Origin of the sequence: Pseudomonas sp. I8001 (genome assembly GCF_013385345.1) — a bacterium.
In the GTDB taxonomy this organism is placed as follows: domain Bacteria; phylum Pseudomonadota; class Gammaproteobacteria; order Pseudomonadales; family Pseudomonadaceae; genus Aquipseudomonas.
Genome location: NZ_JACAQC010000001.1, coordinates 1 through 26,364, shown reverse-complemented (window position 1 = coordinate 26,364; position 26,364 = coordinate 1). Strand labels below are relative to the sequence as shown.

General features: G+C 61.3%; 30 protein-coding genes and 1 pseudogene. 8 read left to right on the top strand and 23 right to left on the bottom strand.

The window, feature by feature from the left end; all coding sequences use genetic code 11:
* Positions 1–9 precede the first annotated feature (9 nt).
* Genes HX839_RS00155 through HX839_RS00140 form a run of 4 tightly spaced genes read right to left on the bottom strand, consistent with a single transcriptional unit; the run spans position 10 to position 3,027 of the window.
* A complete protein-coding gene (locus tag HX839_RS00155) occupies positions 10–795 on the bottom strand; it encodes an amino acid ABC transporter ATP-binding protein (protein WP_169388036.1) in 786 nt (261 codons plus the stop codon).
* A complete protein-coding gene (locus HX839_RS00150; protein ID WP_010173357.1) occupies positions 792–1,454 on the bottom strand; it encodes an amino acid ABC transporter permease in 663 nt (220 codons plus the stop codon). Before HX839_RS00150 ends, HX839_RS00155 begins: the two co-directional genes overlap by 4 nt.
* A 9-nt stretch (positions 1,455–1,463) precedes the next feature.
* Positions 1,464–2,126: an amino acid ABC transporter permease gene (locus HX839_RS00145; RefSeq protein WP_003207993.1), complete on the bottom strand. Its 663-nt coding sequence runs from the start codon at positions 2,124–2,126 to the stop codon at positions 1,464–1,466.
* A 52-nt stretch (positions 2,127–2,178) separates the two neighbouring features.
* Entirely contained in the window at positions 2,179–3,027 is an 849-nt protein-coding gene (locus HX839_RS00140) for a transporter substrate-binding domain-containing protein (protein WP_003207992.1), read from the bottom strand.
* Between the two features lie 336 nt (positions 3,028–3,363).
* Between HX839_RS00140 and HX839_RS00135 the strand changes: the two genes are divergently transcribed.
* Together HX839_RS00135 and HX839_RS00130 are read left to right on the top strand one after the other, a co-directional pair.
* Positions 3,364–3,600: a hypothetical protein gene (locus HX839_RS00135; RefSeq protein WP_003207990.1), complete on the top strand. Its 237-nt coding sequence runs from the start codon at positions 3,364–3,366 to the stop codon at positions 3,598–3,600.
* A gap of 147 nt (positions 3,601–3,747) precedes the next feature.
* The gene (locus HX839_RS00130) at positions 3,748–4,125 is read left to right on the top strand and encodes a co-chaperone YbbN (protein WP_087694192.1); all 378 of its coding nucleotides are present in this window, start codon (positions 3,748–3,750) and stop codon (positions 4,123–4,125) included.
* On the opposite strand, the gene HX839_RS00125 is transcribed toward HX839_RS00130, so the two are convergent.
* From HX839_RS00125 to HX839_RS00090, 8 genes are all read right to left on the bottom strand, one after another.
* On the bottom strand, positions 4,061–4,903 hold the full coding sequence (locus tag HX839_RS00125; RefSeq protein WP_177008263.1) for a PhzF family phenazine biosynthesis protein: 843 nt from the start codon (positions 4,901–4,903) through the stop codon (positions 4,061–4,063). The genes HX839_RS00130 and HX839_RS00125 overlap by 65 nt on opposite strands.
* A gap of 79 nt (positions 4,904–4,982) precedes the next feature.
* A complete protein-coding gene (locus tag HX839_RS00120) occupies positions 4,983–6,536 on the bottom strand; it encodes a TerC family protein (RefSeq protein ID WP_177066569.1) in 1,554 nt (517 codons plus the stop codon).
* A gap of 435 nt (positions 6,537–6,971) precedes the next feature.
* Positions 6,972–7,442, bottom strand: coding sequence for a hypothetical protein (locus HX839_RS00115; RefSeq protein WP_177066568.1), 471 nt, complete (start codon positions 7,440–7,442; stop codon positions 6,972–6,974).
* An 18-nt stretch (positions 7,443–7,460) separates the two neighbouring features.
* Positions 7,461–7,889, bottom strand: coding sequence for a hypothetical protein (locus HX839_RS00110; protein ID WP_003207983.1), 429 nt, complete (start codon positions 7,887–7,889; stop codon positions 7,461–7,463).
* Positions 7,886–8,089, bottom strand: coding sequence for a toxin-antitoxin system YwqK family antitoxin (locus HX839_RS00105; protein ID WP_371132908.1), 204 nt, complete (start codon positions 8,087–8,089; stop codon positions 7,886–7,888). The genes HX839_RS00110 and HX839_RS00105 overlap by 4 nt, the downstream gene beginning before the upstream one ends.
* A 192-nt stretch (positions 8,090–8,281) precedes the next feature.
* Positions 8,282–8,650, bottom strand: a complete 369-nt coding sequence (locus tag HX839_RS00100; RefSeq protein ID WP_003207981.1) for a lysozyme inhibitor LprI family protein — start codon at positions 8,648–8,650, stop codon at positions 8,282–8,284.
* Positions 8,651–8,662: 12 nt separating this feature from the next.
* Positions 8,663–9,853, bottom strand: a complete 1,191-nt coding sequence (locus HX839_RS00095) for a sugar transporter (RefSeq protein WP_008436945.1) — start codon at positions 9,851–9,853, stop codon at positions 8,663–8,665.
* Between the two features lie 88 nt (positions 9,854–9,941).
* Positions 9,942–10,940 (bottom strand): bile acid:sodium symporter family protein, encoded by a 999-nt coding sequence (locus HX839_RS00090; protein WP_087694198.1) that lies wholly within the window; start codon positions 10,938–10,940, stop codon positions 9,942–9,944.
* Positions 10,941–11,025: 85 nt separating this feature from the next.
* Between HX839_RS00090 and HX839_RS00085 the strand changes: the two genes are divergently transcribed.
* Positions 11,026–11,814, top strand: a complete 789-nt coding sequence (locus tag HX839_RS00085; protein WP_177066567.1) for a helix-turn-helix transcriptional regulator — start codon at positions 11,026–11,028, stop codon at positions 11,812–11,814.
* Between the two features lie 151 nt (positions 11,815–11,965).
* Here HX839_RS00085 and HX839_RS00080 read toward each other — a convergent pair whose 3' ends face one another.
* The 7 genes from HX839_RS00080 to HX839_RS00050 all read right to left on the bottom strand — a co-directional run bounded on the left by HX839_RS00080 (position 11,966) and on the right by HX839_RS00050 (position 18,518).
* Positions 11,966–13,201 (bottom strand): Zn-dependent hydrolase, encoded by a 1,236-nt coding sequence (locus tag HX839_RS00080; protein WP_134326867.1) that lies wholly within the window; start codon positions 13,199–13,201, stop codon positions 11,966–11,968.
* Positions 13,198–13,689 (bottom strand): L-2-amino-thiazoline-4-carboxylic acid hydrolase, encoded by a 492-nt coding sequence (locus tag HX839_RS00075; RefSeq protein WP_003207973.1) that lies wholly within the window; start codon positions 13,687–13,689, stop codon positions 13,198–13,200. Before HX839_RS00075 ends, HX839_RS00080 begins: the two co-directional genes overlap by 4 nt.
* Before the next feature lie 114 nt (positions 13,690–13,803).
* Positions 13,804–14,943, bottom strand: coding sequence for a branched-chain amino acid ABC transporter substrate-binding protein (locus HX839_RS00070; RefSeq protein ID WP_177008268.1), 1,140 nt, complete (start codon positions 14,941–14,943; stop codon positions 13,804–13,806).
* A gap of 66 nt (positions 14,944–15,009) precedes the next feature.
* Entirely contained in the window at positions 15,010–15,726 is a 717-nt protein-coding gene (locus HX839_RS00065; protein ID WP_008436935.1) for an ABC transporter ATP-binding protein, read from the bottom strand.
* Positions 15,719–16,492, bottom strand: coding sequence for an ABC transporter ATP-binding protein (locus HX839_RS00060; protein WP_102369348.1), 774 nt, complete (start codon positions 16,490–16,492; stop codon positions 15,719–15,721). Before HX839_RS00060 ends, HX839_RS00065 begins: the two co-directional genes overlap by 8 nt.
* Complete coding sequence (locus HX839_RS00055) at positions 16,489–17,574, bottom strand: ABC transporter ATP-binding protein (protein ID WP_177066566.1); 1,086 nt, start codon at positions 17,572–17,574, stop codon at positions 16,489–16,491. Before HX839_RS00055 ends, HX839_RS00060 begins: the two co-directional genes overlap by 4 nt.
* Positions 17,571–18,518 (bottom strand): branched-chain amino acid ABC transporter permease, encoded by a 948-nt coding sequence (locus tag HX839_RS00050; RefSeq protein ID WP_003207963.1) that lies wholly within the window; start codon positions 18,516–18,518, stop codon positions 17,571–17,573. Before HX839_RS00050 ends, HX839_RS00055 begins: the two co-directional genes overlap by 4 nt.
* A 172-nt stretch (positions 18,519–18,690) precedes the next feature.
* Here HX839_RS00050 and HX839_RS00045 point away from each other — a divergent pair, with 172 nt between their 5' ends.
* Positions 18,691–19,590 carry a LysR substrate-binding domain-containing protein gene (locus HX839_RS00045; protein ID WP_003207960.1) on the top strand — a complete coding sequence of 300 codons (900 nt, stop codon included), beginning with the start codon at positions 18,691–18,693 and terminating at the stop codon, positions 19,588–19,590.
* A 137-nt stretch (positions 19,591–19,727) separates the two neighbouring features.
* Here HX839_RS00045 and HX839_RS00040 read toward each other — a convergent pair whose 3' ends face one another.
* Positions 19,728–20,729 (bottom strand): ABC transporter substrate-binding protein, encoded by a 1,002-nt coding sequence (locus HX839_RS00040; protein WP_003207959.1) that lies wholly within the window; start codon positions 20,727–20,729, stop codon positions 19,728–19,730.
* 157 nt (positions 20,730–20,886) lie between these two features.
* Between HX839_RS00040 and HX839_RS00035 the strand changes: the two genes are divergently transcribed.
* Complete coding sequence (locus HX839_RS00035; RefSeq protein WP_177066565.1) at positions 20,887–21,783, top strand: LysR family transcriptional regulator; 897 nt, start codon at positions 20,887–20,889, stop codon at positions 21,781–21,783.
* Here HX839_RS00035 and HX839_RS00030 read toward each other — a convergent pair whose 3' ends face one another.
* A complete protein-coding gene (locus HX839_RS00030; protein ID WP_003207956.1) occupies positions 21,784–22,176 on the bottom strand; it encodes a RidA family protein in 393 nt (130 codons plus the stop codon). It lies immediately after the preceding gene.
* 148 nt (positions 22,177–22,324) lie between these two features.
* Between HX839_RS00030 and HX839_RS00025 the strand changes: the two genes are divergently transcribed.
* Entirely contained in the window at positions 22,325–22,756 is a 432-nt protein-coding gene (locus HX839_RS00025; protein WP_177066564.1) for a hypothetical protein, read from the top strand.
* A 16-nt stretch (positions 22,757–22,772) separates the two neighbouring features.
* On the opposite strand, the gene HX839_RS00020 is transcribed toward HX839_RS00025, so the two are convergent.
* Both HX839_RS00020 and HX839_RS00015 read right to left on the bottom strand, forming a co-directional pair.
* Positions 22,773–23,171: a VOC family protein gene (locus tag HX839_RS00020; RefSeq protein WP_177066563.1), complete on the bottom strand. Its 399-nt coding sequence runs from the start codon at positions 23,169–23,171 to the stop codon at positions 22,773–22,775.
* Between the two features lie 16 nt (positions 23,172–23,187).
* Positions 23,188–23,931 (bottom strand): SDR family NAD(P)-dependent oxidoreductase, encoded by a 744-nt coding sequence (locus HX839_RS00015; RefSeq protein ID WP_177066562.1) that lies wholly within the window; start codon positions 23,929–23,931, stop codon positions 23,188–23,190.
* 139 nt (positions 23,932–24,070) lie between these two features.
* Here HX839_RS00015 and HX839_RS00010 point away from each other — a divergent pair, with 139 nt between their 5' ends.
* Positions 24,071–24,967, top strand: coding sequence for an AraC family transcriptional regulator (locus tag HX839_RS00010; protein ID WP_177008274.1), 897 nt, complete (start codon positions 24,071–24,073; stop codon positions 24,965–24,967).
* A 49-nt stretch (positions 24,968–25,016) separates the two neighbouring features.
* Positions 25,017–26,328, top strand: a pseudogene (gene potE / locus HX839_RS00005) (putrescine-ornithine antiporter).
* Positions 26,329–26,364 lie beyond the last annotated feature (36 nt).

Genomic DNA, 26,364 nt, shown 5'->3' with positions numbered 1-26,364 from the left:
AGTGATGATTTAAAAACGAATGTTCTTGAGAAATTCCGCCAGTCGCGGCGATTGCGGGCGTTCGAAAATGTCTTTCGGCGGCCCTTGTTCTTCAATGCGGCCCTGGTTCATGAAGACGATCTTGTCCGAGACTTCATAGGCAAAGCGCATTTCGTGGGTGACCAGCAACATGGTCATGCCCTCTTCCGCCAAACCCTTGATCACGCTGAGCACTTCGCCCACCAGTTCCGGGTCCAGGGCCGAGGTGACTTCGTCGAACAGCATCAGGCTCGGGTTCATCGCAATCGCCCGGGCAATCGCCACGCGCTGTTGCTGGCCGCCCGACAGTTGGCCCGGGAAGTGATTGCGGCGCTCCAGCAGGCCGACACGATCCAGCCATTTTTCCGCCAGTGCAACCGCCTCGTCCTTGCCCATCTTCTTGACCTTGAGCAGGCCCAGGGTGACGTTCTGCAACGCGGTCAAATGCGGGAACAGGTTGAACTGCTGGAAGGCCATGCCGGTCATTGCGCGGTGTTGGGAAATCACCCGCTCCGGGTGGCGCACACGCTTGCCGCCGACGTCGCTGTAGCCGATGGATTCGCCGTCGAGGGTGATCTGGCCGCCCTGGAATTCTTCCAGCAGGTTGACGCAGCGCAGCAGCGTGGTCTTGCCCGAGCCGCTGGAGCCGATCAACGTCACGACGTTGCCGCGCTGCATGCTCAGGTCGACGCCCTTGAGCACTTCCACCGGGCCGTACTGTTTACGCAGGCCGCGAATGTTCAGCAGTGGCTGGCTTTCTTTTGAGAGTTGGTTCATGGCAACGCCACCCGCTTTTCAATGTAACGCCCCAACAATTCGATGGCGTAGTTGATGACAAAAAACATAAAGCCTGCAAACAGGTAGAACTCCAGGGTCATGAACGTCCGGGCGATGACCTGTTGGGTGCTGAGGAGCAGCTCGGCCACGCCGATCACCGACAGCAAGGTGGAAGCCTTGACGATTTCGGTGGACGAGTTGACCCAGGTCGGCAGGATCTGCCGCAGCGCCTGGGGTAACAGCACGTAGCCCAGGGATTGATAGAAGGTCAGGCCGATGGCCTTGCCCGCTTCCAGTTGCCCCTTGGGAATGGCCTGCAATGCACCGCGCACGATTTCCGAAACGTGAGAGCCGCAGAACAGCGTCAGGCCCACGGCACCGGCCTGGAACGCAGTGATCTGCCAGCCAAGCGCCGGCAGCATGTAGAAGCACGCCAATACCAGCACAAATACCGGCGTACCGCGGATCAGGTCGACGTACAGGCGAAACGGTGCGCGCATCCAGAATTTGCCGTAGGTCAGGATCAACCCGGCAACGATGCCGATCAGGGTGCCGAAGATAATGGCCAGGGCCGAGCAGTAGACGCTGGTCTGGAACCCCGCCCAGAGGGTTTCCCGGGCGATCCACAACTCATGCAGCCAGCTGGGGGATTCGTACATGGGCGCTCCTTAGCGGCGAATTGCCAAACGCTGTTCCAGGTAACGGAGCAGCATGGCAATGAGGTAACAGGCAGCCACGTAGAGCGCGGTCGTGACCATCCAGGTTTCAATCACCCGGTAGCTTTCGACGTTGATCTTGCGGGCGTAATAGGTCAGCTCCGGCACCGCGATGGCGGCCGCGAGGGAGGTGTCCTTGAACAGCGAGATAAAGTTGTTCGACAGCGCCGGCAGCACGTTGCGCAGCATCACCGGCACGGTGATGTACGCGCGGATACGCCATTCGCCCAGGCCAATGGCCAGGCCCGCTTCACGCAACCCCTTGGGAATGTTCAGCAGGCCTGCGCGGAAGACTTCGGTGAGGTAGGCACCGGCGTACAACGACAGGGTGATGATGAACGAAGGGATCTTGTCCAGCCGGATACCCAGGCTGGGCAAGGCGAAGTAGATCAACAGGATCAGCACCAGGATCGGGGTGTTGCGGATCACCGTCACATACACCGAGGCCACGATGCGCAGCGCACGGTGTTTGGACAGCATCGCAAACGCCATCAACAGGCCGATCACGCAACCGATGGCGATGGACAGCAGTGCCAGTTCAAGGCCGAGGCCGAGCCCCGCCAGCAAGCTGGGGAAATCGCGCCACACAGCGGCAAAGTTCAACTGATAGTTCATGGTCGGCAGTACCTGATTGGGGCGCCGTCAGCGACGCCCCAGGGTTTACGAATTACTTGAACTCAACCGGGAAACCGATCGCAGGCTCCGGCAGGTCCACACCGAACCATTGCTTGAACGAGGCCTTGTACATTGGGAATTCCACACCGGTCATGGCTTCATGCAGGGCGGTGTTGACGAAGTTCAGCCAGTCCTGGTCGCCACGCTTGACGGCGCACGCATAGGTTTGCGGGCTCCAGGCGTAGCTCGGGCTGCGGTAGCGGCCCGGGTTTTGCACCATCAGGTACTTGACCGAGGACTGGTCGGTGGCAGCGGTGTCGGCACGCCCGGAGTTCACGGCCTGGTACATCAGGTCGACGCTGTCGTACTGGTCGACCTTGGCTTTGGGCAATGCCTGGTGCACCAGTTCTTCGGCGTAGACGTTTTGCAGCACGGCCACGGTGACGCTGTCGCCAGCGGCCTGCAGGTCTTCGATTTCCTTGTACTTGCTGTTGGCCGGCAGCAGCAGGCCCACACCTTCGCGGTAGTACGGCAGGGTGAAGGCCACCTGCTGCGCACGGCTTGCCGTGACGGTGATGAACTGGCAGCTCATGTCGACCTTGTCGGTCAACAGGTTGGGAATGCGGGCATCGGAAGACTGCACCACGTATTCGACTTTGCTCGGGTCATTGAACAGACCCTTGGCCACGATGTGGCCGATGTCGATGTCAAAACCCTGCAACTTGCCATCCGCTCCCTGGAAGTGCCACGGCGCATTGGTACTGCCTGTACCCACGATCAGGTGCCCACGCTTGAGCACTGTATCGAGCTTGCTGTCCGCCGCCTGCACTACGCTGGCGAGGGAAGCCGATGCGGCGAAGAGAAAAACACACGCTTTGAACACGGAAGGTCGGTGATGCATGACAAGCACTCCAGGAGTTGTGTATTCCGCTATACCGGAACTTAGTATGTAACAACGGAATAGACAGCAGAAAGTGTGCCACACGCAGTAACATAAAAATATTGCGGGATTAATTTCTTTTTAAATCAACGGGATAGATTTTTATCAGCGATAAGGCACTGGGCCAGCCGCTGCAATCAGATTGCTACCGTTGGCTACACACCGGGGTGACAGGCCACATTTGGGTGCGGGGGCGGGTCGTTACCGTGCACGAAAGCGGTGCAGTGGCCGGATGGAAGAATTCCATGGCTGGGCTAGTCTTGGCAGATGATCGAGCCTCCCAAGGAACGCGTTCAGATGAAGATCAGTCTTGTCCTTATGTTGTTGTCGCTGGCATTTGCCACCCAGGTGTTCGCCAAGGATGACCGGCGCGAATGCAAGGCCGAGCTGGTCAGGCTGAAGGCGGCGTTCAGTACGAACTACACCACGCAGAATCATCATGGGTATCGTCGGGCCAAGGATGCCAAGGATCAGGGTGACTATAAGCAGTGCGTGGGGTTGGCGAAGAAGGCTCGGGAGCGGGCGGAGCGCTGAAGGCTTTGGGCTGCTGCGCAGCCCAGCGGGAGCAAGCTCCCTCGCCACAATGGGCCAGTTGGAGGTGGGTACCTGTTAGTTTTGACAGTAGACGGTTTTGATCGCCGGGATTAGCGTGGGCCAGGCCTTTCGCTCAAGGAGATCATCATGGGAATTGCAACGGCGGTGATTGCCGATGCCGAGCAGTATCAGCAGTTGCTCAAGACGCATAGAACGGTGTTCATGCTGTTTGTTTCGCAGCACTGCCCGGCCTGCGGGGAAGCCGGGCCACTGTTTGAACGGATTGCCGGGAAATACGCCAGCTCCGTGAAAAGCCTGGTGCTCGACACTGCCCGAACCCCGAGGCATCCCGAGGTTACCGGCACGCCTACCCTGCTGGTTTTCCAGAATGGCGAGATGATCAATAAGCTGGAGGGGTTCGACGAAAAAACGCTGAGGGAGACGTTCGCCAGGACCAGAATCAGTCCTCCAACATCAACCGCGCCGTCCCCGAAACCCGAATCGAGGCACCCTTTTCATCGGTGATCTGCGCCTGCAAGCGCGAACGGCTGCCCATGTCCTCGCCTTGAATGATGTCGATGCGCCCGTTGTGCGGCCAGCCCAGGTCCCGCAGGTAGCCGGCAAAGGCAGCGGTCGCGGCACCCGTGGCCGGGTCTTCGTACACGCCGCCCACCGCAAACGGGTTGCGGGTGTGGAACAGTGTCGGGCTTTCGGCAAACACCAGCACCACGGTACCCAGCCCGGCGTCGGTCATGTAGCGGCGACCGGCTTCCAGTTCATAGTGCATCTGGCTGAGTTTGGCGCGGCTGGCGAGCGCCAGCACCAGGTGGGAAATGCCGGCATGGATGATCGCTGGCGGAATGCTCGGGTCCAGGTCATTGCGGGTGTAACCGAACAGGGTCAGGCCCGCGTCCACCAGGGCATCGTTGGCCGGTGCGCTGCGGGTTGGCGGGGATTGCAGCGCGGCCTCGATCAGGTCGCCTTCGCTGCGACCGCTGACCGAGATATCGCCATTGTTCAACGCCAGGTGGAATTCGCCATCGCCCAGCGCCAGGCTCAAGGCCGCACCGAGGGCGATGGTGGCATGCCCGCAAAACGCAACTTCGGACTCCGGCGCGAAGTACCGCACGCGCCAGCCGTCATCCTGCGGGCAGGCGAATACGGTTTCCGAAAACCCGACTTCGTGGGCGATACGCTGCATTTCTGCAGCTTCCGGCAGGCTGTCACCGATCCAAACACCTGCAGGGTTACCGCCCTGGTTGCCGTCACAGAATGCAGAAATCTTAAGCACGTCCAAAGTCATTCGGGTAACCCTTCCTTAACGGTTCAGTGAGCGGCGATGCTATCCAAAGGCCAGCCCAGCGTCGAATGAAATTCACCCGTTAAAGAGGGGCCAGCAACACCTGCGTGACCCGCCGCTCCTCCACCGCCGCCACGGTCAGGCGCCAGCCTTCATGTTCCAGGCTGTCACCGACCACCGGCAGTCGATCCAGCAGGCTCATCACCAGCCCGGCCAGGGTCTGGTAATCCTCCGTCGCCACAGCCTTGAAGCCGGTGCGCTGGCGGATCAGGTTGAGGTTCAAGGCGCCATTGACGCGAAAACCACCCTCCTCCTCGACGATATCCGGGCCTTCGACCTCACTCGCATCCGGCAACTCACCGGCGATGGACTCGAGGATGTCGGTCATGCTCAACACCCCGATAAAGTCGCCAAATTCGTTGATCACGAAGGCAATGTGAGTCGACTCCTCACGCATCTGCTCCAAGGCATTGAGAATCGAAAAGCTCTCCAGCAAGTTGACCGCCCGGCGCGCCAGGTGCTCCAGGTTCGGCTCGTTACCGGCCAGGTATTCCTTGAGCAACTCCTTCTTGTGCACAAAGCCCAATGGCTCGTCGACATTACCGTTGCGGATCAAGGGCAGGCGCGAGTAAGACGAATGCATCAGTTTCAGGCGGATAGTGTCGGGATCGTCCGACAGATCTATAGAGTCCACCTTCGCCCGAGGCGTCATCAGCGTACGGATCGGGCGTTCAGCCAGTTGCAGCACGCCACTGATCATCACCCGCTCGCGCCGGTCGAACAGCGGCCCGCCGTTGGCATCGGGGTTATCCAGCAGGTCGGCGACCTCTTCACCCACCTCCTCCACTGCCAGATTACGCCCGCCGAGCAAACGCATCACCGCGTGGGCCGTACGCTCACGCCTCGGCAGCGTGCCCTGGGCCGACTTCTTGCGGCGCGACCGGGCGATCTGGTTGAACAGCTCGATCAGGATCGAGAAGCCGATGGCCGCGTACAGATAGCCTTTGGGAATGTGGAAGCCCAGGCCTTCGGCCGTCAGGGCAAAACCGATCATCATCAGGAAGCCCAGGCACAGCATGATCACCGTCGGGTGGGCGTTGACGAAACGGGTCAGCGGCTTGCTGGCAACGATCATCAGGCCGATGGAAATGATCACCGCGATCATCATCACCGCCAGCTCATCCACCATGCCCACGGCGGTAATCACCGCATCGAGGGAGAACACCGCATCCAGCACCACAATCTGCGCAACGATCGGCCAGAACATCGCATAGGCCACGTTGCCAGTGCGCTGAGCCACATGCCCCTCAAGGCGCTCATGCAATTCCATGGTGGCCTTGAACAACAGGAACACACCACCAAACAGCATGATCAAGTCACGGCCCGAGAAACTCTTGTCGAACACCTCGAACAGCGGTTGGGTCAGGGTCACCAACCAGGAAATACTTGCCAACAGGCCCAGACGCATCAGCAACGCCAGGGACAAACCGATCAGACGCGCACGGTCACGCTGCTCCGGCGGCAACTTGTCCGCCAGGATCGCGATAAACACCAGGTTGTCGATGCCCAGCACCAGCTCCAGCACAATCAAAGTCAACAGGCCGAGCCAGGCCGTTGGATCCGCTAACCATTCCATTTTTCAGTATCTCTTCAAGTTTTTCAGAATGCCGGGCACGGCAACGCACGGTCGAGGGACCGGGTAAGGGTAGGCAATCGGAAGACGGGGTGCCTGGCCTGGAGGCAGGCGATCAGCGGGAACAGCGACAGTGCATGTCTTGAGGAAAGACGACTGGGAGGCTCCGAGAGGGTGTTCATGCAGGTCCTGTTGTGGGAAAGGGACTTGAATCGTACAGGCGAAACGGGAATTTCCTACAATCTAAAATTATTACAAGATCTGTAGGATCAAGCATTCTGATATTAGGGAGAATGTCGTGAGCCAACAATTTTTCACTATGGTTGGGACAGCCCATAACAAATTTTGAGCATTTGATCGTTCCCACGCTCTGCGTGGGAATGCATACCGTGACGCTCCGCGTCACCCTCGCGCCGGACTTCAGCCAGGCTTGTAGCATCAAGCTTTATCGTCGGGCAGATTCACACGATCTTGCTGCTCTTCACTGATCAGGTATTCAAGAAACGCGGTATACGTCGGCCATGAATCCGGCGCAGTCAACAAGGCCTCCCTACCCAGGCGGCACACATCCACGTCATCACACCAAATCACCCGACCGCCTCCGCCCGAGCAATCCATCACGATCAAACTGGCCGGCGGCTGGGCTAATACCAAAAACTGCCGCGCAATCCCGGCACGCTCTCGAAGACTTCTGGTTTCGTCCAGGACATTCGGCGCAGGCGCCCACCCTATTGCGTGCAAGGGCAAAACGTAGATTCCAGAGCCATCGAAGAACTCGGCAGCCTCACGAAAATCATCCGCAAGCTCCAGGCCAAGGTGGCTCTGCACCTCATCAAGAAACCCAGGCTCAACGGCGCGCGCGCCATTCAAAAGCAAACATTGCTGCCGGATCATTGCCAACGTGGACATCAACACCCGCCCTCGCGTCTAGAGATTTGCCCGCGTGCCAAGAAAGCGCAGATAGCGCCCATCCTCGTTGTCAAAGATCTCGGCCCCTGCGCCCATGTATGCCCGCATCAATTCATCGGCGGCCTGATCATCGTGGCCCTGATCCAGCAAAACCTGCCCCAGGCGCAGATGTAAAAACGGATTTCCGAGACCGCCCGGACAGGTCATCGCATAGTCCAAGGCATCCCGGGCTGAGCCGTTGAATCCGGATAAAAAGCATGCATCAGCGATGGCAGCCAATACCCAGGTGGAGGCTTCCCAATCATTTTTCGGCTCGGGGATCAAGATCCAGGCCTTGTTGTATTGCTCGATGGCCTCTTCATAACGGCCGTCATCGGCCAATTGATCACCTGCACTGCATAACGACTGGATCTCTTCGTGCAGCGACGCTGCAAGCTCAGTGGTCATGAGGACTCCTCCAGAGATCCATCTGCATCCCAGAACGACCACAGCCCAACTTCCTGGCCACGCTCATAAACGCCCTGCGCCGCCACCTGTCCATTGTCGTGGTAGTCCCGCCAGTCGCCGTGTTCGGCGCCATCCACGTAATTCCCCTCGGAAGCCAGGTTGCCGTTTGGGTGGTAGGCGCGAAAAAGCCCATGTCGAATCCATTGCGTGCCGTCCTCGGACAGGTAACGCGAATACCTGAATCGAACCTCACCGGTCTCGTAGGGAATTTCCGCTATGTGTAACGCGTCTGGTTTTTCGTCCATGGCAAACCTGCTGCGGTGTGTTGATGTGCTTTCAGACTCTGTTGAGAAAACTGACTTTAGCCGGCGTTGTACGTTTATGCCCGTTATTCAGAACGGCCCTTTCGTCATCACCCGCTCATCAATGAAGCTACGCAACATCGCAATCCGCTGCGTATAGGCTTTGCTCAGGCAACTGACTTGGGCGCCACAGGTATGCCGCTGCTTGAGCCACACAGCCTGATCATCCATCAACGAACCGCGCCCGCCCATGGCCATGAAGTGCCGGTTGAGGTCATAGAGCAGCGCCATGGTCACGTCCTGATCATTGAGGGAGCGCGTGGCACAGATGGTTTTCTCGTCAGCCGCCTTCGCCCGGGCACAGTCAAAACTGGCCGCCAGGCTCACAGGGCTGAGCCACAACACAGAAAACCCGGCGAGCACTGCGAATACCGCCGGTTTAATCAAACGAACTGCCATGAAAATTACCTCCTACAGAGGGCTACGCGCCACACCCTGCCCAAACCGATAAATCGCCAGGCAATACCCAATCAACGCCACCGCTGCCAGCAACCCGCCCGCCGCGCCGATCCAGGCAAAACCAAAGTGGCTGCCCACCCAACTGCCCATCAACGCCCCGCCACCAATGCCGATGTTGTAGATCCCGGAAAACATCGCCATCGCCACATCCGTGGCATCCGGCGCCAGCACCAGTACCTTCGATTGCAACGCCAGGCCAAAACCCATGATGGCCATGCCCCAGAACACACTCAGGGTCACCAGGTACGACACCTCGCCACTCAACGGCAGCAACAACGCCAGGCACAGCGCCAGTATGGTCACCGCGCTGATCAGGAAACGATGGGGGCTAAAGCGATGCACCAGGCTGAACAACAACGAACCAATAATTCCCGCGCCGCCAAACACCAGCAGGATCAGGGTCACCGTATTGCCACTCATACCGGCAACACCTTCAACAAACGGCTCAACATAACTGTAGGCAGTGAACTGCGCCGTCACCACCATCGCCGTCAGCACATACAACGCCACCAGCGCCGGGCGCTTGAACAGCAGCGGCAGGCTGCGCAACGAGCCGGAGTTCTGGCTCGGCAGCAGCGGCAAAGTACGCGCCAGCCAGAACACCAGCCCGGCGGCAAACGCGCCGATCACCAGGAAGGTGGTGCGCCAGCCCATGGCTTCGCCCAGCAAGCGGCCCAGCGGGATACCCAGAACCATCGCCAGGGAAGTACCGGTAGCCAGCAACCCAAGGGCCTGCACCTGCTTGCCCTCCGGCGCCAAACGCACCGCGAGGGAGGCAGTAATCGACCAGAACAACGCATGGGACAGGGCAATGCCGACCCGGCTGAGCATCAGGATGCCAAAGCTGGTGGCCACGCTGGACAGGATATGGCTGGCGATAAACATGCCGAACAGCACGATCAGCAGCTTGCGCCGCTCGACGTTACGGGTCAGCAGCATCACCGGCAGCGAGGTCAGGGACACGATCCAGGCATAGATGGTCAGCATCAGGCCGACGCTGGCGATGGGCATGTCGAAGCTCGCGCCGATGGCACTCAGCAGGCCGACCGGTACAAATTCGGTGGTATTGAAAACGAAAGCGGCCAACGCGAGAGCGAAGACCGGTTGCCAGTTGGCTTGAGGTGTTGCGGCGGAAATGCTCATTTACAGGTCGTCGTACTCGTTTGCGCGCAGATCAAGCCGGCCCGATGCCGGGCCTTGAGCCGCGCGCAAAAAATAGTAACACGACGATTCAGGGATCGACTTGCCCCATCAGCTCGGGAATCGACTCAGGACGCTTGGCATAGCGCTGGGCCAGCGCCGCGCAGACCATCAACTGGATCTGGTGAAACAGCATCAGCGGCAAGATCAGCACCCCCATGCTCGCCCCGGCAAACAACACCTGGGCCATCGGCACACCGGTGGCCAGGCTTTTCTTCGAGCCGCAGAACAGAATGGTGATCCGGTCTTCCTGGCTGAAGCCAAAAGCCTTGCCCAGCACCGTGGACGCCACCAGTACCAGCGCCAGCAACACACAGCACGCCACCACCAGGCCACCCAGTTCCCACAACGGAATCTGGTGCCATATGCCTTCGTTGACCGCTTCGCTGAAGGCGCCGTAGACCACCAGCAAAATCGACCCCTGGTCGACGAACTTCAGCCAGGATTTGTTACGCCCTACCCACTCGCCGATCCAGCGACGGGCGATTTGCCCGGCGATGAACGGTAGCAACAATTGAACACTGATTTTCAGGATCGCATCGACGGTGGAGCCGCCATCGCCATGCACATTCAGCAGCAACGTCACCAGCAATGGCGTCAGGAAGATCCCGAACAGGCTCGACGCCGCCGCGCTGCAAATCGCCGCCGGGATATTGCCCCGGGCCAGGGAGGTAAAGGCAATCGCCGACTGCACGGTGGCGGGCAACGCACACAAATAGAGCATGCCCATGTACAGGTCTTTACCGATCAGCGGCGACAACACCGGCTTGAGCGCCAGGCCCAGCAACGGAAACAGCACGAAGGTCAGGCTGAACACCAGCAGGTGCAGGCGCCAATGACCCGCACCGGCAACAATGGCCTGGCGCGACAGTTTCGCGCCGTGCAGGAAAAACAGCAGCGCGATGGCCAGGTTAGTCACCCAGCCAAAGGCCACGGCGGTCTGGCCGCTGGCGGGCAGCAGGGACGCGAGGATCACCGTGGCCACCAGGGTCAGCGTGAAGTTGTCAGGTAAAAAGCGTGGGCGGGTCATAGGCCAATCTTCCAGGGGTTGCCAAGAGCATCGTCGCGACTCTAACGTAACGGCTTGTTACCGACTAACGCCAATGAGCCAGTAAATGCCGCCAAAAGGACATGACAAAACCGTGCGCCGCAGCGTGCCCGGGCTTTCCAGCCTGCCCAGGCCGGTGTATGGCCGCACCGAATCGCTGCCCAACCGCGCGCTGACCCGCCGCCATAGTCACCCGTGGGTGCAGTTGTCCTACGCAATATCCGGGGTGCTGGAGATCCAGACCAGCGTAGGACGCTTCGTCGCGCCACCCCAGCGGGCCGTGTGGATACCGGCCGGCATGCCACACCGGGTGTTCAGTTCGCCCCATACCGAGATGCGCAGCCTGTACCTCGATTGCAGCGTCACCGCCTGGGCGGCCGACCGCTGCCAGGTGCTGGCGGTGAGCAGCCTGTTGCGCGAGTTGATTCGCAGCTTCAGCGAATTGCCGGTGGAATACGCCGAGGACGGCCCGGATGGACGGCTGGCCCAAGTGGTGCTGGACCAACTGGCCGCCGCGTCCCAGGTCGACCTGATGTTGCCGCTGCCCGCCGACAGCCGCTTGCGGCAGATTTACCGCAGCCTGAACCTGCACCCGGAGCAGCAAACCACCCTGGGGCAGTGGAGCCAGAAACTGGCGGTCAGCGAGAAAACCCTCAGCCGGCTGTTCCTGAGCGACACCGGCCTGACCTTCCGCGCATGGCGCCAGCGCCTGCGATTGTTGAGCGCCCTGCCCGCCCTGGAACAAGGCGAACGCGTGACCGATGTGGCGCTGGCCTGCGGCTACGAATCCACCTCGGCCTTCATCAACGCCTTCCGCCAGCAGTTCGACGCCACACCCGGTGAGTTCTTCCTCTGATCATCAGACAACAAAGACCTCAAAAAGAGAACAGGGCCCCCGTGGGAGCGGGCTTGCTCGCGAATGCGGTGGTTCAGCCAGCACATGTATTGACTGACCCACCGCATTCGCGAGCAAGCCCGCTCCCACATTTTGTCCCGCGTTGATCCCGTTAGCGTTGCGCCTTGGCCAACACCGCCTGCAACAACACATCCGCCCCCGCCGTCGACCACTGCGGATGAATCTCCTCCGCCTCGTTATGGCTCAACCCATCCACACACGGCACAAAAATCATCGCCGTCGGCGCCACCCGGTTCAGGTAGCAGGCATCATGCCCGGCCCCGGAAATCATGTCGCGATGGCTATACCCCAACGCTTGCGCCGAAGCCCGCACCACCTCCACACACTCAGGGTCGAAGGCAATCGGCGCGTACTGGAAAATCTGCTTCACGCTGTGCTGCAAACCAATCCCCTCGGCGATCCGCGCCACCGCCGCCTGCAACTGCCGATCCTGATACCCCAGCACCGCTTCATCCGGATGCCGAAACTCCACACTGAAAAACACCCGCCCCGGCACCACGTTGCGTGAATTGGGGAAGATATTCGCCATGCCCACCGTCGCCCGCCCTTCGGCGCCCTGTTCCAGGCCGATCTGATTGACTGCCTCCACCACCCGGGCAAATCCGAGCAACGCATCCAGCCGGTGATCCATCGGCGTCGTCCCGGCATGGGCGCTGCGCCCGCTCAGTTCCACTTCATACCAGCGCTGGCCCTGGGCGCCGGTGACCACACCGATGGTCAGGCCCTGTGCCTCAAGAATCGGCCCCTGTTCGATATGCAGCTCAAACGCCGCATGCACCGCCTGGCCACCCACCGGATGCGCACCGGCATAGCCAATCTGCTGCAATGCCTGGCCGATGGTGATCCCGGCCTTGTCTTCCCGGGACAGGCCGTACTCCAGGTCAAACACCCCGGCATACACCCCCGAGGAAATCATCGCCGGCGCAAACCGCGAGCCTTCTTCGTTGGTCCAGTTCACCACTTCGATTGGCCGCTCGGTTTCAATCCCCAGGTCATTCAAGGTGCGCACCACCTCCAGCCCGGCCAGCACGCCGTAGATACCGTCGTACTTGCCGCCCGCCGGCTGGGAATCGCCATGGGAACCGGTCAACACCGGGGCCAGGTGATCCTGGCGCCCGGCGCGACGGGCAAAGATATTGCCCATGGCATCCACCCGAATGCTGCAACCGGCCGCCTCGCACCATTGCACAAACAGGTCGCGACCGCGGCGGTCCTCATCCGTGAGGGCCAGGCGCGAGACGCCGCCCTTTTCGGTGCCGCCGATCTGCGCCATTTCCATCAGCGAGCCCCACAGGCGCTCGCCATTGACCCGCGCCAAGTCGTTCATGAACGCGGCTCCTGGGGTTTGGCCCGGTAGCGGAAGTCACAGTGATGGGCACCGCCCATGATGGTCTGGGTGCGGGTCAGCTTGATGTCCGGGTTGTAGCCGACGATAAACAGTTCATCGCGGTTGCAGGACAGCAAGTGACCGATCTCGCCCAGGCCCATCTCGTGATACATCTCGGCATAGCGGCAGCGCTTCACGTCATAGTCGTAGTGCTCGGCGTCGCTGGCGATGATCTCGACCTTCAGCGCATCGTCCTTTTCCCAGAGCACTTGCAGCTCGACAAAGCTCTTGAGGTCGGCACCCTGCTCTTCCAGCTCGGCAAAGTGCTTGCCGGCCTGGATCGCCGCATTGCCCACCGCCTCGCCGATCACCGCCGCCGCAAAGGCCTTGCCCTGCTCGCGCACCAGGATCTCGTAGATCGGCTTGATGATTTCGGCTTCGATCCGCCGCCGGGCCAGGATGCCCAGTTCACCTTCCAGCTTGCTCATTGTGTGCCTCCGTAAACCTGTAGGAGCGAGCTTGCTCGCGAAGATATTCCAGGCGCATCGCTGCGTTGACTGTACATTTTTCGCGAGCAAGCTCGCTCCTACAGGGGTGGGTTGTTACTTGCCGCCCGCCACACTCACTGGCTGCCACTGATTGCCCTTGACCTGATACACGGTGAACGACGGCTTCTTCAGGTTGCCCTCGGCATCAAACGCAATGGTCCCGGTCACGCCCTGGTAGCTGATGGCGCGCAGCACCGGCAGGTACTTTTGCGGGTCCACCGAGTCGGCCTTCTCGATCGCCGCCACCAACACCCCGACACCGTCATAGGCAAACGGCGCGTGCAGTTCGATCGGCGCCTTGTAGCGATCCTTGTAAGCCTGCTCGAACGCCTTGCCACCCGGCATCTGTGCCACCGCCAGGCCCGGCTCCAGGGCAATCACGCCCTCGCCTTCGTTCTGCGCCAGTTGCAGGAAGGTCTGGCTGACAAATCCACCGGCCCCCATCAGTGGTGCCTTGATGCCCAGTTGCTTGATACGCCTGGCCAAAGGCGCGGCCTGGGAATCGACGCCACCAAAGAAAATCAGGTCCGGGTTCTGGCTGCGGATATTGGTCAGCACTGCGCTGAAATCGATGGTCTTGTCGTCGACGTATTCACGAGACACCACCTTGGCGCCACCGGCCTCGATGGATTTGACGAACTGGTCCGCCAGGCCCTGGCCGAATGCGGTGCGGTCGTCGATCACCGCAATGCGCCGGGCCTTGAGGGTGTTCAAAGCATAGTCGCCGGCCACCTGGCCGCCATCGTCGTCATGGCCCATGATCCGGAAGCTGGTGTCGAAGCCCTGCTGGGTATACGCGTGCCCGGTAGCAACCGGGGCGACTTGCGCGATACCTGCATCGTGATAAACCCGCGCCGCCGGAATGCTGGTGCCGGTGTTCCAGTGGCCAACCACGCCCACCACGCCTTCGTCCACCAGGCGCTGGGCCACGGTGACGGCGGTGCGCGGGTCGGACTGGTCGTCCTCGGACAGCAGCTTGAAGGTCACCGCCTCGCCGTTGATTTTCGGGTGCTTGGCGTTGGCCGCGTCGATGGCCAGTTGCGCGCCGTTTTCCAGGTCCTTGCCGATCCGCGCCGACGGGCCGGTCAACGGCCCGGCCAGGCCGATCAATACGGTCTGGTCGGCCTGGGCCATGGCACTCGCCAGGCTGCTCAAGGCCAGGCCGATCACTAGGGTGTGCTTGAAAGTCTTCATCAGTGGTTCCTGTTTCTTTACGGGCTGGTCGGAACACGCCGGGCGTCCGGTAGCGTCAGGGTTGATTCATTCACCGAGGTAGGCACTGCGCACCTCGGGGTGGTCGAGCAATTCATGGGACGGGCCAGTGAGGCTGATGCGCCCGGTATCCATCACATAGGCACGGTCGGTGACCTGCAGCGCGAGCCGGGCGTTCTGCTCTACCAGCAGCAGGGTCATGCCCTGGCGGCACACGTCGTCGATCACCTGGAAGATCTTTTCCACCATGATCGGCGCCAGGCCCATGGATGGCTCGTCCAGCACCAGCAAGCGCGGCTTGGAGAGCAGCGCCCGGGCCAGCGCGAGCATCTGTTGCTCGCCACCGGAGAGCAGGCCGGCGGACTGCTGCAGGCGCTCCTCCAGACGCGGGAAGTGCTCGAACAACTGGCGGATCTCGCGGTTCACCTGCTCGGTGTCACGACGCAGGAAGGCCCCGGCCTGGAGGTTTTCCAGGACGCTCATGCGCGCAAAGATCCCGCGTCCTTCCGGTACCATCGCAATGCCTTGGCGCAGCAATTGGTCCGGCGCCTGGCCGAGGATCGAACGCCCGGCGAAGTGAATCTGCCCCGCCGCTGCCGGCAGCAATCCGGTCAGGGCCTTGAGGCTGGAGGTCTTGCCGGCACCGTTGGCACCGATCAACGTCACTCGCTCGCCTTCGCCGATGTGTAAATCCAGGGACTTGACCGCTTCGATGGCGCCGTAGCGCACCTGCAAGCCGTCGACTTTCAATAAAGGTTCAGACATGGGCGCTGGCTCCCAGATAGGCCTGGATCACCGCCGGGTCGCGGCGCACCTCGGCAGGCGCGCCCACCGCGATCACCTGGCCGTAATCGAGCACGCTGATGCGGTCGCACACCCCCATCACCAGCTTCACGTCATGCTCGATCAGCAGCAGCGTGTGGCCGTCGTCGCGGATCTTTTCCAGCAGGCCGCGCAGTTGCACTTTCTCGGCAGCGTTCATCCCGGCGGCCGGCTCGTCGAGGGCCAGCAAACGTGGTTCAGTGGCCAGGGCCCGGGCGATTTCCAGGCGGCGTTGGTGGCCGTAGGACAGGCTGTCGGCGCGGTAATTGGCGAACCCCGCCAGCCCGACATACGCCAACAGGCGATGGGCATGGGCGCGGGTTTGCGCTTCTTCTTCCCGGGCTCGACGATGGCGACTCAAGGCGGCCCACACGCCATTGCGGGTGCGCACATGGCGGCCGACCATGACGTTTTCCAACGCGCTCATGGTGTTGAACAGGCGGATATTCTGGAAGGTCCGGGCGATGCCGGCCTGGGCCACCTGGTGCACGCTGGCCGGCTTGTAGTCCTCGCCGTCGAGCTGGAAGCGCCCGGAATCCGGGGTATACAGGCCGGTCATCACGTTGAAGAAGGTGGTTTTACCGGCGCCATTGGGGCCGATCAAGCCATAGATCTCCCCAGGCTGGATGCTCAGGCTCACGTCGGTGAGCGCCGCCACGCCGCCGAAGCGCTTGTTCACCTGGTCAATCTGCAACAGCGGCTGATTCATCGCGCCACTCCTTTTGGCCACAGGCCTGCCGGTCGATAGAGCATCGCCAGGATCAGCGCGAGCCCATAGAACAACTGACGAATGATTTCCGGGTCCACCAGCACCTGGCCGAACAGCGCCTGCTGCAACGGGCCCATGCTCGCGCGCAAGGCTTCGGGCAACGCCGCCAGCAATACGCAGCCGAGAATCACCCCGGGGATATGGCCCATGCCGCCGAGCACCACCATCGCCAGCACCGCGATGGACTCATTGAGAGTGAAGGACTCCGGCGAGACAAAGCCCTGGAACGAGGCAAACAACGCCCCGCTCACGCCGCCAAACCCGGCACCGATGGCGAACGCCAACAGCTTCAAGCGCAGGGTGTTGACGCCCATGGCCTGGGCCGCTTCCTCATCTTCACGAATCGCCACCCAGGCCCGCCCGATGCGCGAACGCTCCAGGCGAATGCAGGCAAACAGGATCAGCACCACCAGCGCGGCGAACAGGTAGTAGTACAGATAGACCGAAGGCAGGCGCAGGCCGAACAGCTCCTGGGTGCGCCCGAGGTTGATCCCCAGCAGGTTGACCGGGTCGACCTGGGAAATACCTTTGGGCCCGTTGGTGATGTTCACCGGGCGATCCAGGTTGCGCAGCAATATGCGGATGATTTCACCAAAGCCCAGGGTCACGATGGCCAGGTAATCGCCGCGCAGGCGCAAGGTCGGTGCGCCCAACAACACGCCAAAGCCCGCCGCCAGCAACGCGGCCAAGGGCAGGATCAACCAGATCGAGGTGTGCATGCCCGCCGGCAGCAGCGCCATCAGCGCCGGGAATTGCTGCAACAGATGCGGCGAGGACAGCAACGCGGCGAGGTACGCGCCCACTGCGTAGAACGCGATAAAACCCATGTCCAGCAGCCCGGCGTAGCCCACGACGATGTTCAGGCCCAGGGCCAACATGATGTACAGCAAAGCGAAATCGAGGGTGCGCACCCAGGTATTGCCGCCGGCATGCCCGACAATCCACGGCGCCGCCACCAGCGCCACGGCGAACAATACAAGGCCGAAGCTGGCGCGCTGGCGGGAGGTATTCAGGACACTCATGCGCGGGTCGCCAGTCGTTCGCCCAACAGCCCCGAAGGACGAAACACCAGCACCGCGATCAACACGATAAAGGCAAACACATCCTGGTAATTGCTGCCGAACACACCCTGGGTGGCAGCGCCCAGGTAGCCGGTACCCAGGGCTTCGATCAACCCCAGCAGCAGGCCGCCAAGCATCGCGCCCTTGAGGTTGCCGATGCCGCCCAATACGGCTGCGGTGAACGCCTTGATGCCTGGCAGGAAACCCATGTAGAAATGCGCGCTGCCGTAGTTGCTCGCCATCATGATCCCGGCCAATGCCGCCAGGGCGCCGCCAATGGCAAAGGTCAGCACGATGATGCGATTCGGGTTGATGCCCATCAGGCTCGCCACCTGTGGGTTCTCGGCCACGGCGCGCATGGCCCGACCAAAGCGTGTGCGTTCCACCAGCACCAGCAGCGCGACCATTACCGACAGTGCGACGGCAATGGTGGTCAGGGCGGTAGCGTTGGTGATCGCCGGATGCGCCGAAGCTCCGGCGAGCACTTCAATCGGTTCCAGCGGCAGCAGTTGCGGGAACATCTGCGGGTTACGCGTCCACACCAACATGGCGATGGTTTGCAGCAACAACGACACCCCGATGCCGCTGATCAATGGCGCCAGGCGCGGCGCATTGCGCAGGCGCCGGTAAGCGACCCGCTCAATCAGCACCGCGAGTACCGCGCAGAACGCCATGGCAATCACAGTGGCCGCCAGCAGCACCAGCACCGGCGGCATCGCCGGCCATGTCACCTGCAACAGGCGAATCACCGAGAGGCCCACCAAAGCGCCAATCATCAACACATCGCCGTGGGCAAAATTGATGATCCGCAAAATGCCGTAGACCATGGTGTAACCCAAGGCCACTAGCGCGTAGAGACTGCCCGTCATCAAACCATTGAGCAGTTGCTGGATAAACGCATCCATGGAAACCATCGACCTCACTACTGACGAGGGCGGCACACTAAGCATCTATTCTGTTTTTATCAAATATCAGAAATTCATATGGTTATGCCAAACGCATAAAGCGCTATAACCGCCATAAATCCGGCATTTATGACTCTTTATTTGCCATCTCACTTAGTATTTAATTCAACACATGAATAATTTAGAACAGTTAGCCAATGACCCGCCGTTGCGTGCCGTGCGCACCTTCGAAGCGTTTGCCCGCCATGGCGGAGTGAATTCCGCTGCCCGCGAGCTGGACGTGTCGCCCTCCGCCGTCAGCCATCAACTGCACCTGCTGGAAAGCTTTCTGCAGCAACCGCTGACCTTGCGCCAGGGCCGCAACCTGGTGCTCACCGAAGAAGGCCGCGAGTACTACCGCGCAATTCGCTCGGCCTTCGCCGTACTGCGCAGCGCCACCGAACATGTGCGGGAAAAAAGCGCCACACGCCAGGTCACCATCAGCCTGATCCCGCTGTTCGGCATCAACCTGTTCATCCCGCGCCTGGCACAGTTCCTCAAGGACCACCCGGCGCTGGACATCAACGTCACCTACGCCAACCACCGCAGCTACCCCAGCGACGCTGCCGATTTATCGATCCGCTTCGGCACCGGGCACTGGCCGGGGTACCACAGCGAGCCGCTGATTTCCGGGGCGGTGACGCCGTATTGCAGCCGCGCATTCCTGGAGCAACACGGGCCGATCGACACACCTGAGGCGCTGAGTGAATTACCGCTGTTGCACGACGAAGAGCGCGGCACCTGGAGCCAATGGTTCCAGGCCGCCGACGTGCATCACGGGACCGCGTTGAATGGTTTGCTGCTGGAGGATGGTCAGTTGGCGCTGACGGCCACGCTGACCGGATTGGGCTGCTCACTGCTGCGCGCGCCACTGGTTGCGCCGCATGTGGCAAATGGGGAGTTGGTGAAGCTGTTTGATCTACAGGTCGATGATGGCCGCCAGTACTACCTGTGCCGGCGGGCCAACAGCGAGTTGTCGAGCGAGGGGAATCACTTGTACGACTGGATCAAGAACAACCTTGCGGGAACCTGAAAACACCGCAGATCCAATGTGGGAGCGGGCTTGCTCGCGAATGCGGCGGTTCAGCCAGCACATGTCTCGACTGACCCACCGCATTCGCGAGCAAGCCCGCTCCCACATTTTTGTGTGCGTTTCAATTCAGAATGGAGTCAGCTGCCGTTCCCGCCGTGCGCCTCTTCAAAGAAGTAATCCTTCCAGCTCCCCGCCTTGTTCTTCAACACCCCCAACTCCTGCAATTTCTCGGCATAGATATAGGTACGCTGCGGCACGATGGTGAAGTCGATTTCCGGGTCCTGGACAATCTTCTCCACCAGCGCCAGCGGTAGCTTCGACTGCTCTACACGAATGTAAGCCTGGGCAGCTGCCGGCTTGTCGGCCTTGATGATTTTCTCGGCCTCGGCCAACGCGTCATAGAACGCCTTGTAGGTCTTGGGGTTCTCGTCGTGGAATTTCTCGGTGGTGTACAGCACGTTGAACGTCGCCGGGCCGCCGAGAATGTCGTAGGAACTCAGCACCTTGTGCACCTTGGGATTCAACAACTCCTGGTACTGGAACGGCGGGCTGGAAAAATGCGCGTTGATCTCCGAACCGCCGGCAATCAACGCGGCGGTCGCGTCCGGGTGCGCCAGGCTGATGGAGATATCGTCGAATTTCTTGTAGTTGTCGTTCCCGAACTGCTTGGCGGTTTCAATCTGCAAGGTGCGCGACTGAAAACCCACGCCCGCGGCCGGTACGGCGATGCGGTCTTTTTCGCTGAAGTCCTTGAGGGTCTTCACATCCGGGTTATTGGTCAGCAGGTAGTTGGGCATCGAGCCCAGCGAGGCGATGGCCTTGACGTTCTGCTTGCCCTTGGTGCGGTCCCACAGCGTCAGCATCGGCGGCACACCTGCCGACACCACGTCCAGCGCGCCGGCCAGCAGCGACTCGTTCATCGCGGTGGCGCCGGAGATACTGTTCCACTCCACCTTGATGTCCAGGCCCTGCTCCTTGCCGTGTTTCTCGATCAGGTTCTGGTCACGAACCACATCGAGGATCAAGTAGCCGATGCCGAATTGCTGGGCGATGCTGATCTTGCCTTCGGCGTGTGCACCAAGGCTGAGGAGCGCACTGGCTGCTGCCAGGAGCGTCAGGGTGGGTCGTTTTATTATCATGAGAACGCTGCCGCGAGTTTGAGAAGGGTTGCGAGCGTAGCGGCCCACGTACAGTGCGAAAAAGAATATCGCGATCTATGGATATACGAAAAACACTGCCCACCGGCGCTGCTATATTGCGCGCCTGTGCCTGATGTCATCCCCGGAGCCACTCTGCATGCTGCGCACCAACCTCAACGAGATGCTGATCTTCATGGCGGTGGTCGATGGCGCCAGCTTCGTCGCCGGTGGCCAGGCGATGGGCCTGACGCGCTCGGCCGCCGGCAAAGCCGTGGCGCGCCTGGAGGACAGCCTTGGTGTGCGCCTGTTGAACCGCACCACCCGCACCTTGAGCCTCACCGACGAAGGCCGCGCGCTGTATGACCAGGGTCTGGAGATCCTCGCCGCAGTGGACAACGCCCAAAGCCGCATTGGCCAGCCCACCGGGGTACCGCGCGGTTTATTGCGGCTTACGCTGCCCGATGCGTTCGGGCGCAAGGTGTTGCTGCCGTTGTTGAAGAAATACCTGCACGCCTGGCCCGAGGTGCAGGTGGAAGTCAGTTTCAGCGACCGCACCGCCGATATCGTCGAGGACGGCTTCGACCTGGCCATCCGCATCGGCAGCGCAAACACCGACCGCCAGTTGGTGTCCCGGGTGGTCGCTCGTTATCAGGCGCTGCTGTGCGCCGCACCGGACTATCTCGCCGAGCGCGGCATACCCCGGGACATGGACGCCCTCGCCCACCACGACTGCCTGTATTTCAGCAGCCGCACGCGCAAGCAAAGCTGGCGCTTTCGCGAATCGGATGGCACCTGGGTCAAGGCGTACGGGCGCAGCCGCCTGCGCCTGGACAGCGGCGAAGCACTGCGCGACGCTGCCGTGTCCGGGCTGGGCATCGCCTTGCTGCCGGACTTCGTGGTGGCCGAGGACCTGGCTGCCGGACGCCTGGCACAGGTGCTGCCCGACCTGGACGCCGGGGACGTGGAGATCCTGGCGATGTACCCGAGCAAACGCTTCCTGGAGCCTAGGGTACGGCGCTTTATCGACCTGATGGTGGATGAGCTGGCGGACTGATCAGTCGGCGTGGGCAATCACCTTGATCTCGACGATCTGTGCATCGGACGCCAGGTAATTCACGCCTACCAGGGTCGCGGCCGGGCGATGCTCACCGATGTATTCTTTCCACACATTGACCACCGCTTCAAAATCGCGCTTGGCATGCACCAGGAAGAAATCCACCGCGGCAATGTTCGAGCGGCCAACGCCGAAGCCGGCCAGCACATGGTCGAGGTTCTCCAGTGTCTGGCGGGTCTGGGCGGCGGCATCACCGTCAACGAACTCACCTTCCAGGGTGTGAGAAAACTGCCCGGCAATATAGATCGTGCCATTGACGCGGTAGCCCTGGCTGACGCTGTTGCCCTCTTCCCATGAAACGCCGTGGTTGTAGATCGTGGGTTTGCTGCTCATGTCGGTTTCCTTGGGCGATGATTTAAGGAAACTGTAACAAGGGCATTGGCGAATGGACGTCCCCACTGAGGCGACCAAAAACTACCCGCCCACGCCCTTCGGCTGGTATCGTGCCGCCCTTGAAAAAACCGCTGCGAGGAAATGGACCTTGAACACTGACGAAAAAATGACCGGGGACCTGTTCGAGGTGGACAAACGCCTGTCACTCAAGCCCGTGGTGGACTTCAACAACTACCTGCGCAGCGCTTTCGGCGATGGCCCCTGCACCTGCATCCGATGCGTCGCCAGCGAGGGCAGCGAGGCCGGCTACGAGTTTCAGCACACCTTCGATTTCGACGGCAAAAAAAACCACCGTCGCTTCGCCTCCACCGCCGGCAGCGACGTGCTGTTGATACTGAAGAAAGCCTGGTTGTCTTACACCAAGGCCGAGCTGCCGTTGAGCGGCGCGCTGGGGCTGGACACGGTGAAAGAGTTTGTCGAGCCGCAATTGCACAAGCGCGTGGCGCCGCTGTTCCTGGCCAGTGGATTGGTCAAGGATGTGGAAGGTGAGTTGCGGATGCAGCCGCAGGCCGCGGGCTGATCATCGACGGCTACCGCTAGATGTGCTGCCAGTTCTTGTAGACAAATTCCAGGCTGTAGCCGTCAGGGTCCAGCACGTTGGCCGCGTAGTAGTTCGGGTCATAGTGCAATCGTGCCCCAGGGGCTCCATTGTCGACGGCGCCCGCGTTCATCGCCGCCAGGTAAGCCGCATCGACCTCGACACGGCTGCCGGCGACGAACCCCACATGCACCGCCCTGCCCTCGACCGCGCCCTCGCGCAACCAGAAGAAGGTCCGCCCGTTCGCGCCGAACCCCTTGAGGTCCGGGTGGCCCGGCGGGCCGTCCTTGCCGTCGTAGTCGTGGCGCGTGGTGATGCCCAGCGGCGCCAGTGCGGCCTGGTAGAAACCGATGGAGCGTTGAATGTCGCTGACCGACAAAAAGATATGATCCAGCATGCTGTCGCCTCGCTCTTCAGATGATGTAGCCGCCCGCGACCTCGATCGTCTGGGCATTGATCCAGCGGCCTTCGTCAGACAGCAACATAGCGATCACACGCGCCACGTCCTCTGGCTCCCCAACCCGACCAAGGGCGGTTTGTGCAGCCAGCAGTGCTTCGAACTCATCATTGAGCCCGCCGCCCAGTTCGGTACGGATGGCGCCCGGAGAGACGGCATTCGCACGGATCTGCCGCTCGCCAAACTCCTTGGCCATGTAACGGGTGAGTACATCCAGCGCGCCCTTGAAGGCTGCGTAAGGTGCTACGCCAGCGGTGGCGACGCGAGTTGTCGCACTGGTCAGGTTGACGATGCAGGCGTGGGCTTGCAGCAGCGGCAACAGGGTTTGAGTCAGGAAAAACGGCCCTTTGAGGTGCACATTCAGCAGGCCGTCGAACTGAGCCACGGTGACCGATTCCAAGGGATTGAACAGTCCATAACCGGCGTTATTCACCAGGCCATTCAACCCACTCACACCCCAGGTGGCCGATAACGCCTGCTTTACCGCCTCGCCAAAACCTTGGAAGGAACTGATGTCGGCCACGTCCAATGGCAGCGCGACCGCCTTGCCGCCCAACGATACGATTCGCTGCACAACCGCCTGGGCGGCCTCTGGATGATTGTTGTAGGTCAGGATCACGCCCATGCCTTGCCGGGCACACAGTTCTGCGGTACTGGCACCAATGCCACGGCTGCCGCCGGTAATGAGGATAACGCCCATGTGTGGCTCCACTGCTTGCTCAAATGAGTCACCACAGTAGGCTTGCGCGCCTGCGCCGACGCAGCCGTTCCTGCTCGAAACCTGCCTGTTTCTGCTTTTTGCTTGCACAGGGCACACCTGGGCGCTCAGCATGCCCGGCATGAACACACAACTGATCGAACTGCGCGCGCTGGCCGCCAAGGCTGAAAACCGTCGCACTGAAACCGGCATCCCGCGGGTGGCCATGGTCCAGGGCGCGATTCCCGAGCACATGCTGGCCGCGGTGTACGACCCGATGATCAACCTGATCCTGCAGGGCAGCAAATCCATGACGGTGGGTGATCGCACGCTACGATACGACCCGGCGACCTATTTCGTGATGTCCATCGAACTGCCCGCCGTGGGCACCGTGCACCCGGCGGTGACCGGCGAACCCTACCTGGCGGTCAGCCTGACCCTCGACCCGACGGTACTCGCGACGCTGCTGAGCGACTTGCCCAAACCTGCCGGGCGCTACGACCACGATGCGGGTTTTTCCGTGGCCGCCGTCACCCCCGAACTGATGGACGCCTGGCTGCGCATGCTGCGGCTGATGGGCAACCCTGAGGCGATCACAGCCCTCGCACCGGTATACGAGCGCGAGATCCTCTACCGCGTATTGCAAGGCCCCCACGGCTGGATGCTGCGTGAAATCGCCGCGCCGGACACCGCCATGGCCCGGGTGAGCCAGGCCATCCAGTGGATCCGCCGAGACTTCGCCGAACCGATCCGGGTCGAAGCCCTGGCACAGAAAGCCGCAATGAGCGTGTCGGCCTTTCACCGCCACTTCAAGGCCGTCACCAACCTGAGCCCGTTGCAGTACCAGAAGCGCGTGCGCCTGCTACAGGCGCGCACGCTGATGGTGGGCGGCGCCAGGAACGTCACCAGCGCCGCCTTCGAAGTCGGCTATGAAAGCGCCACCCAGTTCAGCCGCGATTACGCCCGGGTGTTCGGCCTTCCACCGGCTCGCGATGCCGCGCGAATCCTCGGAGAAAACCGGAGCCCGAAGGCACGTTGACCACAACGTGCTAGCCTGCCATCGCACGCCCCACGACAAGGAGTTGCCGATGGCCGAGCCAAGCAAAAAGATGAGCCTGATGGGCCTGACCACCCTGGTGGCGATCAACATGATGGGCTCGGGCATCATCATGCTGCCCGCCAGCATGGCGCAATTGGGTGCGATTTCGCTGCTGTCGTGGCTGATCACCGCCGTGGGCTCGATGGCGATCGCGTACTGCTTTGCCCAGTGCGGCCTCTTCTGCACCCGCACCGGCGGCATGTCGGCCTACACCGAAGAGGCCCATGGCAAGTCGGGTTTCTTCCTGTGTTCGTTTCTGTATTTCCTGTCGCTGATCATCGCCAATGTGGCGATTGCGATTTCGGCGGTGGGTTATCTATCGTCGTTCATCCCGTGGCTGGGCAGCGGGCCGATCCCGTTGTTTATAGGCACCCTCGGGCTGATCTGGCTGACCACCGTGGCCAACTTCGGCGGCCCGCGCCTGACTGGCCGGATCGGCGTGGTCACCGTATGGGGCGTGATCATTCCCGTGGCGGGCTTGAGCGTGATCGGCTTATTTCAAGGCCGAGGTGTTCAGCAATGCCTGGAACCCCAACCAACTGCAACTGTGGGATGCGATTGGCGCGAGTATCCCGCTGACCCTCTGGGCGTTCCTCGGCATGGAGTCCGCGGCCCAGGGCTATGACGCGGTGGAAGACCCCAAGCGCACCGTGCCGCTGGCCTGCCTGCTGGGCACCCTCGGCGCGGCGCTGGTGTATGTGCTGTCCACCAGCGTGATCCAGGGCATCGTGCCTAACGCCGAACTGGCCGAGTCTTCCGCGCCGTTTGCCCTGGTGTATGCGCAGATCTTCACGCCGCTGGTGGGCGATATCATCATGGCCCTGGCAGTAGTGGCGTGCATCGGCTCGCTGCTGGGCTGGCAATTCACCCTGGCGCAAACGGCCAAGATGTCGGCGGACCAGCGCCTGTTTCCGCGCTTCTTCAGCCGGGTCAGCCGCGCGCACGCGCCGGTGTTGGGGCTGATTGCCTGTGCGGCGTTGCAGAGCCTGATTGCCTTGTCGACCATCTCGCCCACGGCCAGTGCGCAGTTCGGCAAGTTGGTGAACCTGGCGGTGGTGACTAATTTGATTCCTTACGTCACTGCGCTGACTGGGCTGCTGGTGATGATGCACAAAGCGCGGGTGGCGGCCTCGATTTATGCACGCAATACCACGGTGTTGCTGATTGCCGTGGGGTATTCGCTGTATGCGATTTATGCGTGTGGTGAGGAGGCGGTGTTTGGTGCGACGCTGGTGTTGGCGTTTGGGTATCTGTTGTATGGTTTTTTGGCGCGGCGGTTTATCACGGCCAGTGGCGGGTGAATATCCGTTATTTTGGTGATGGCTGAGATTGGTTCC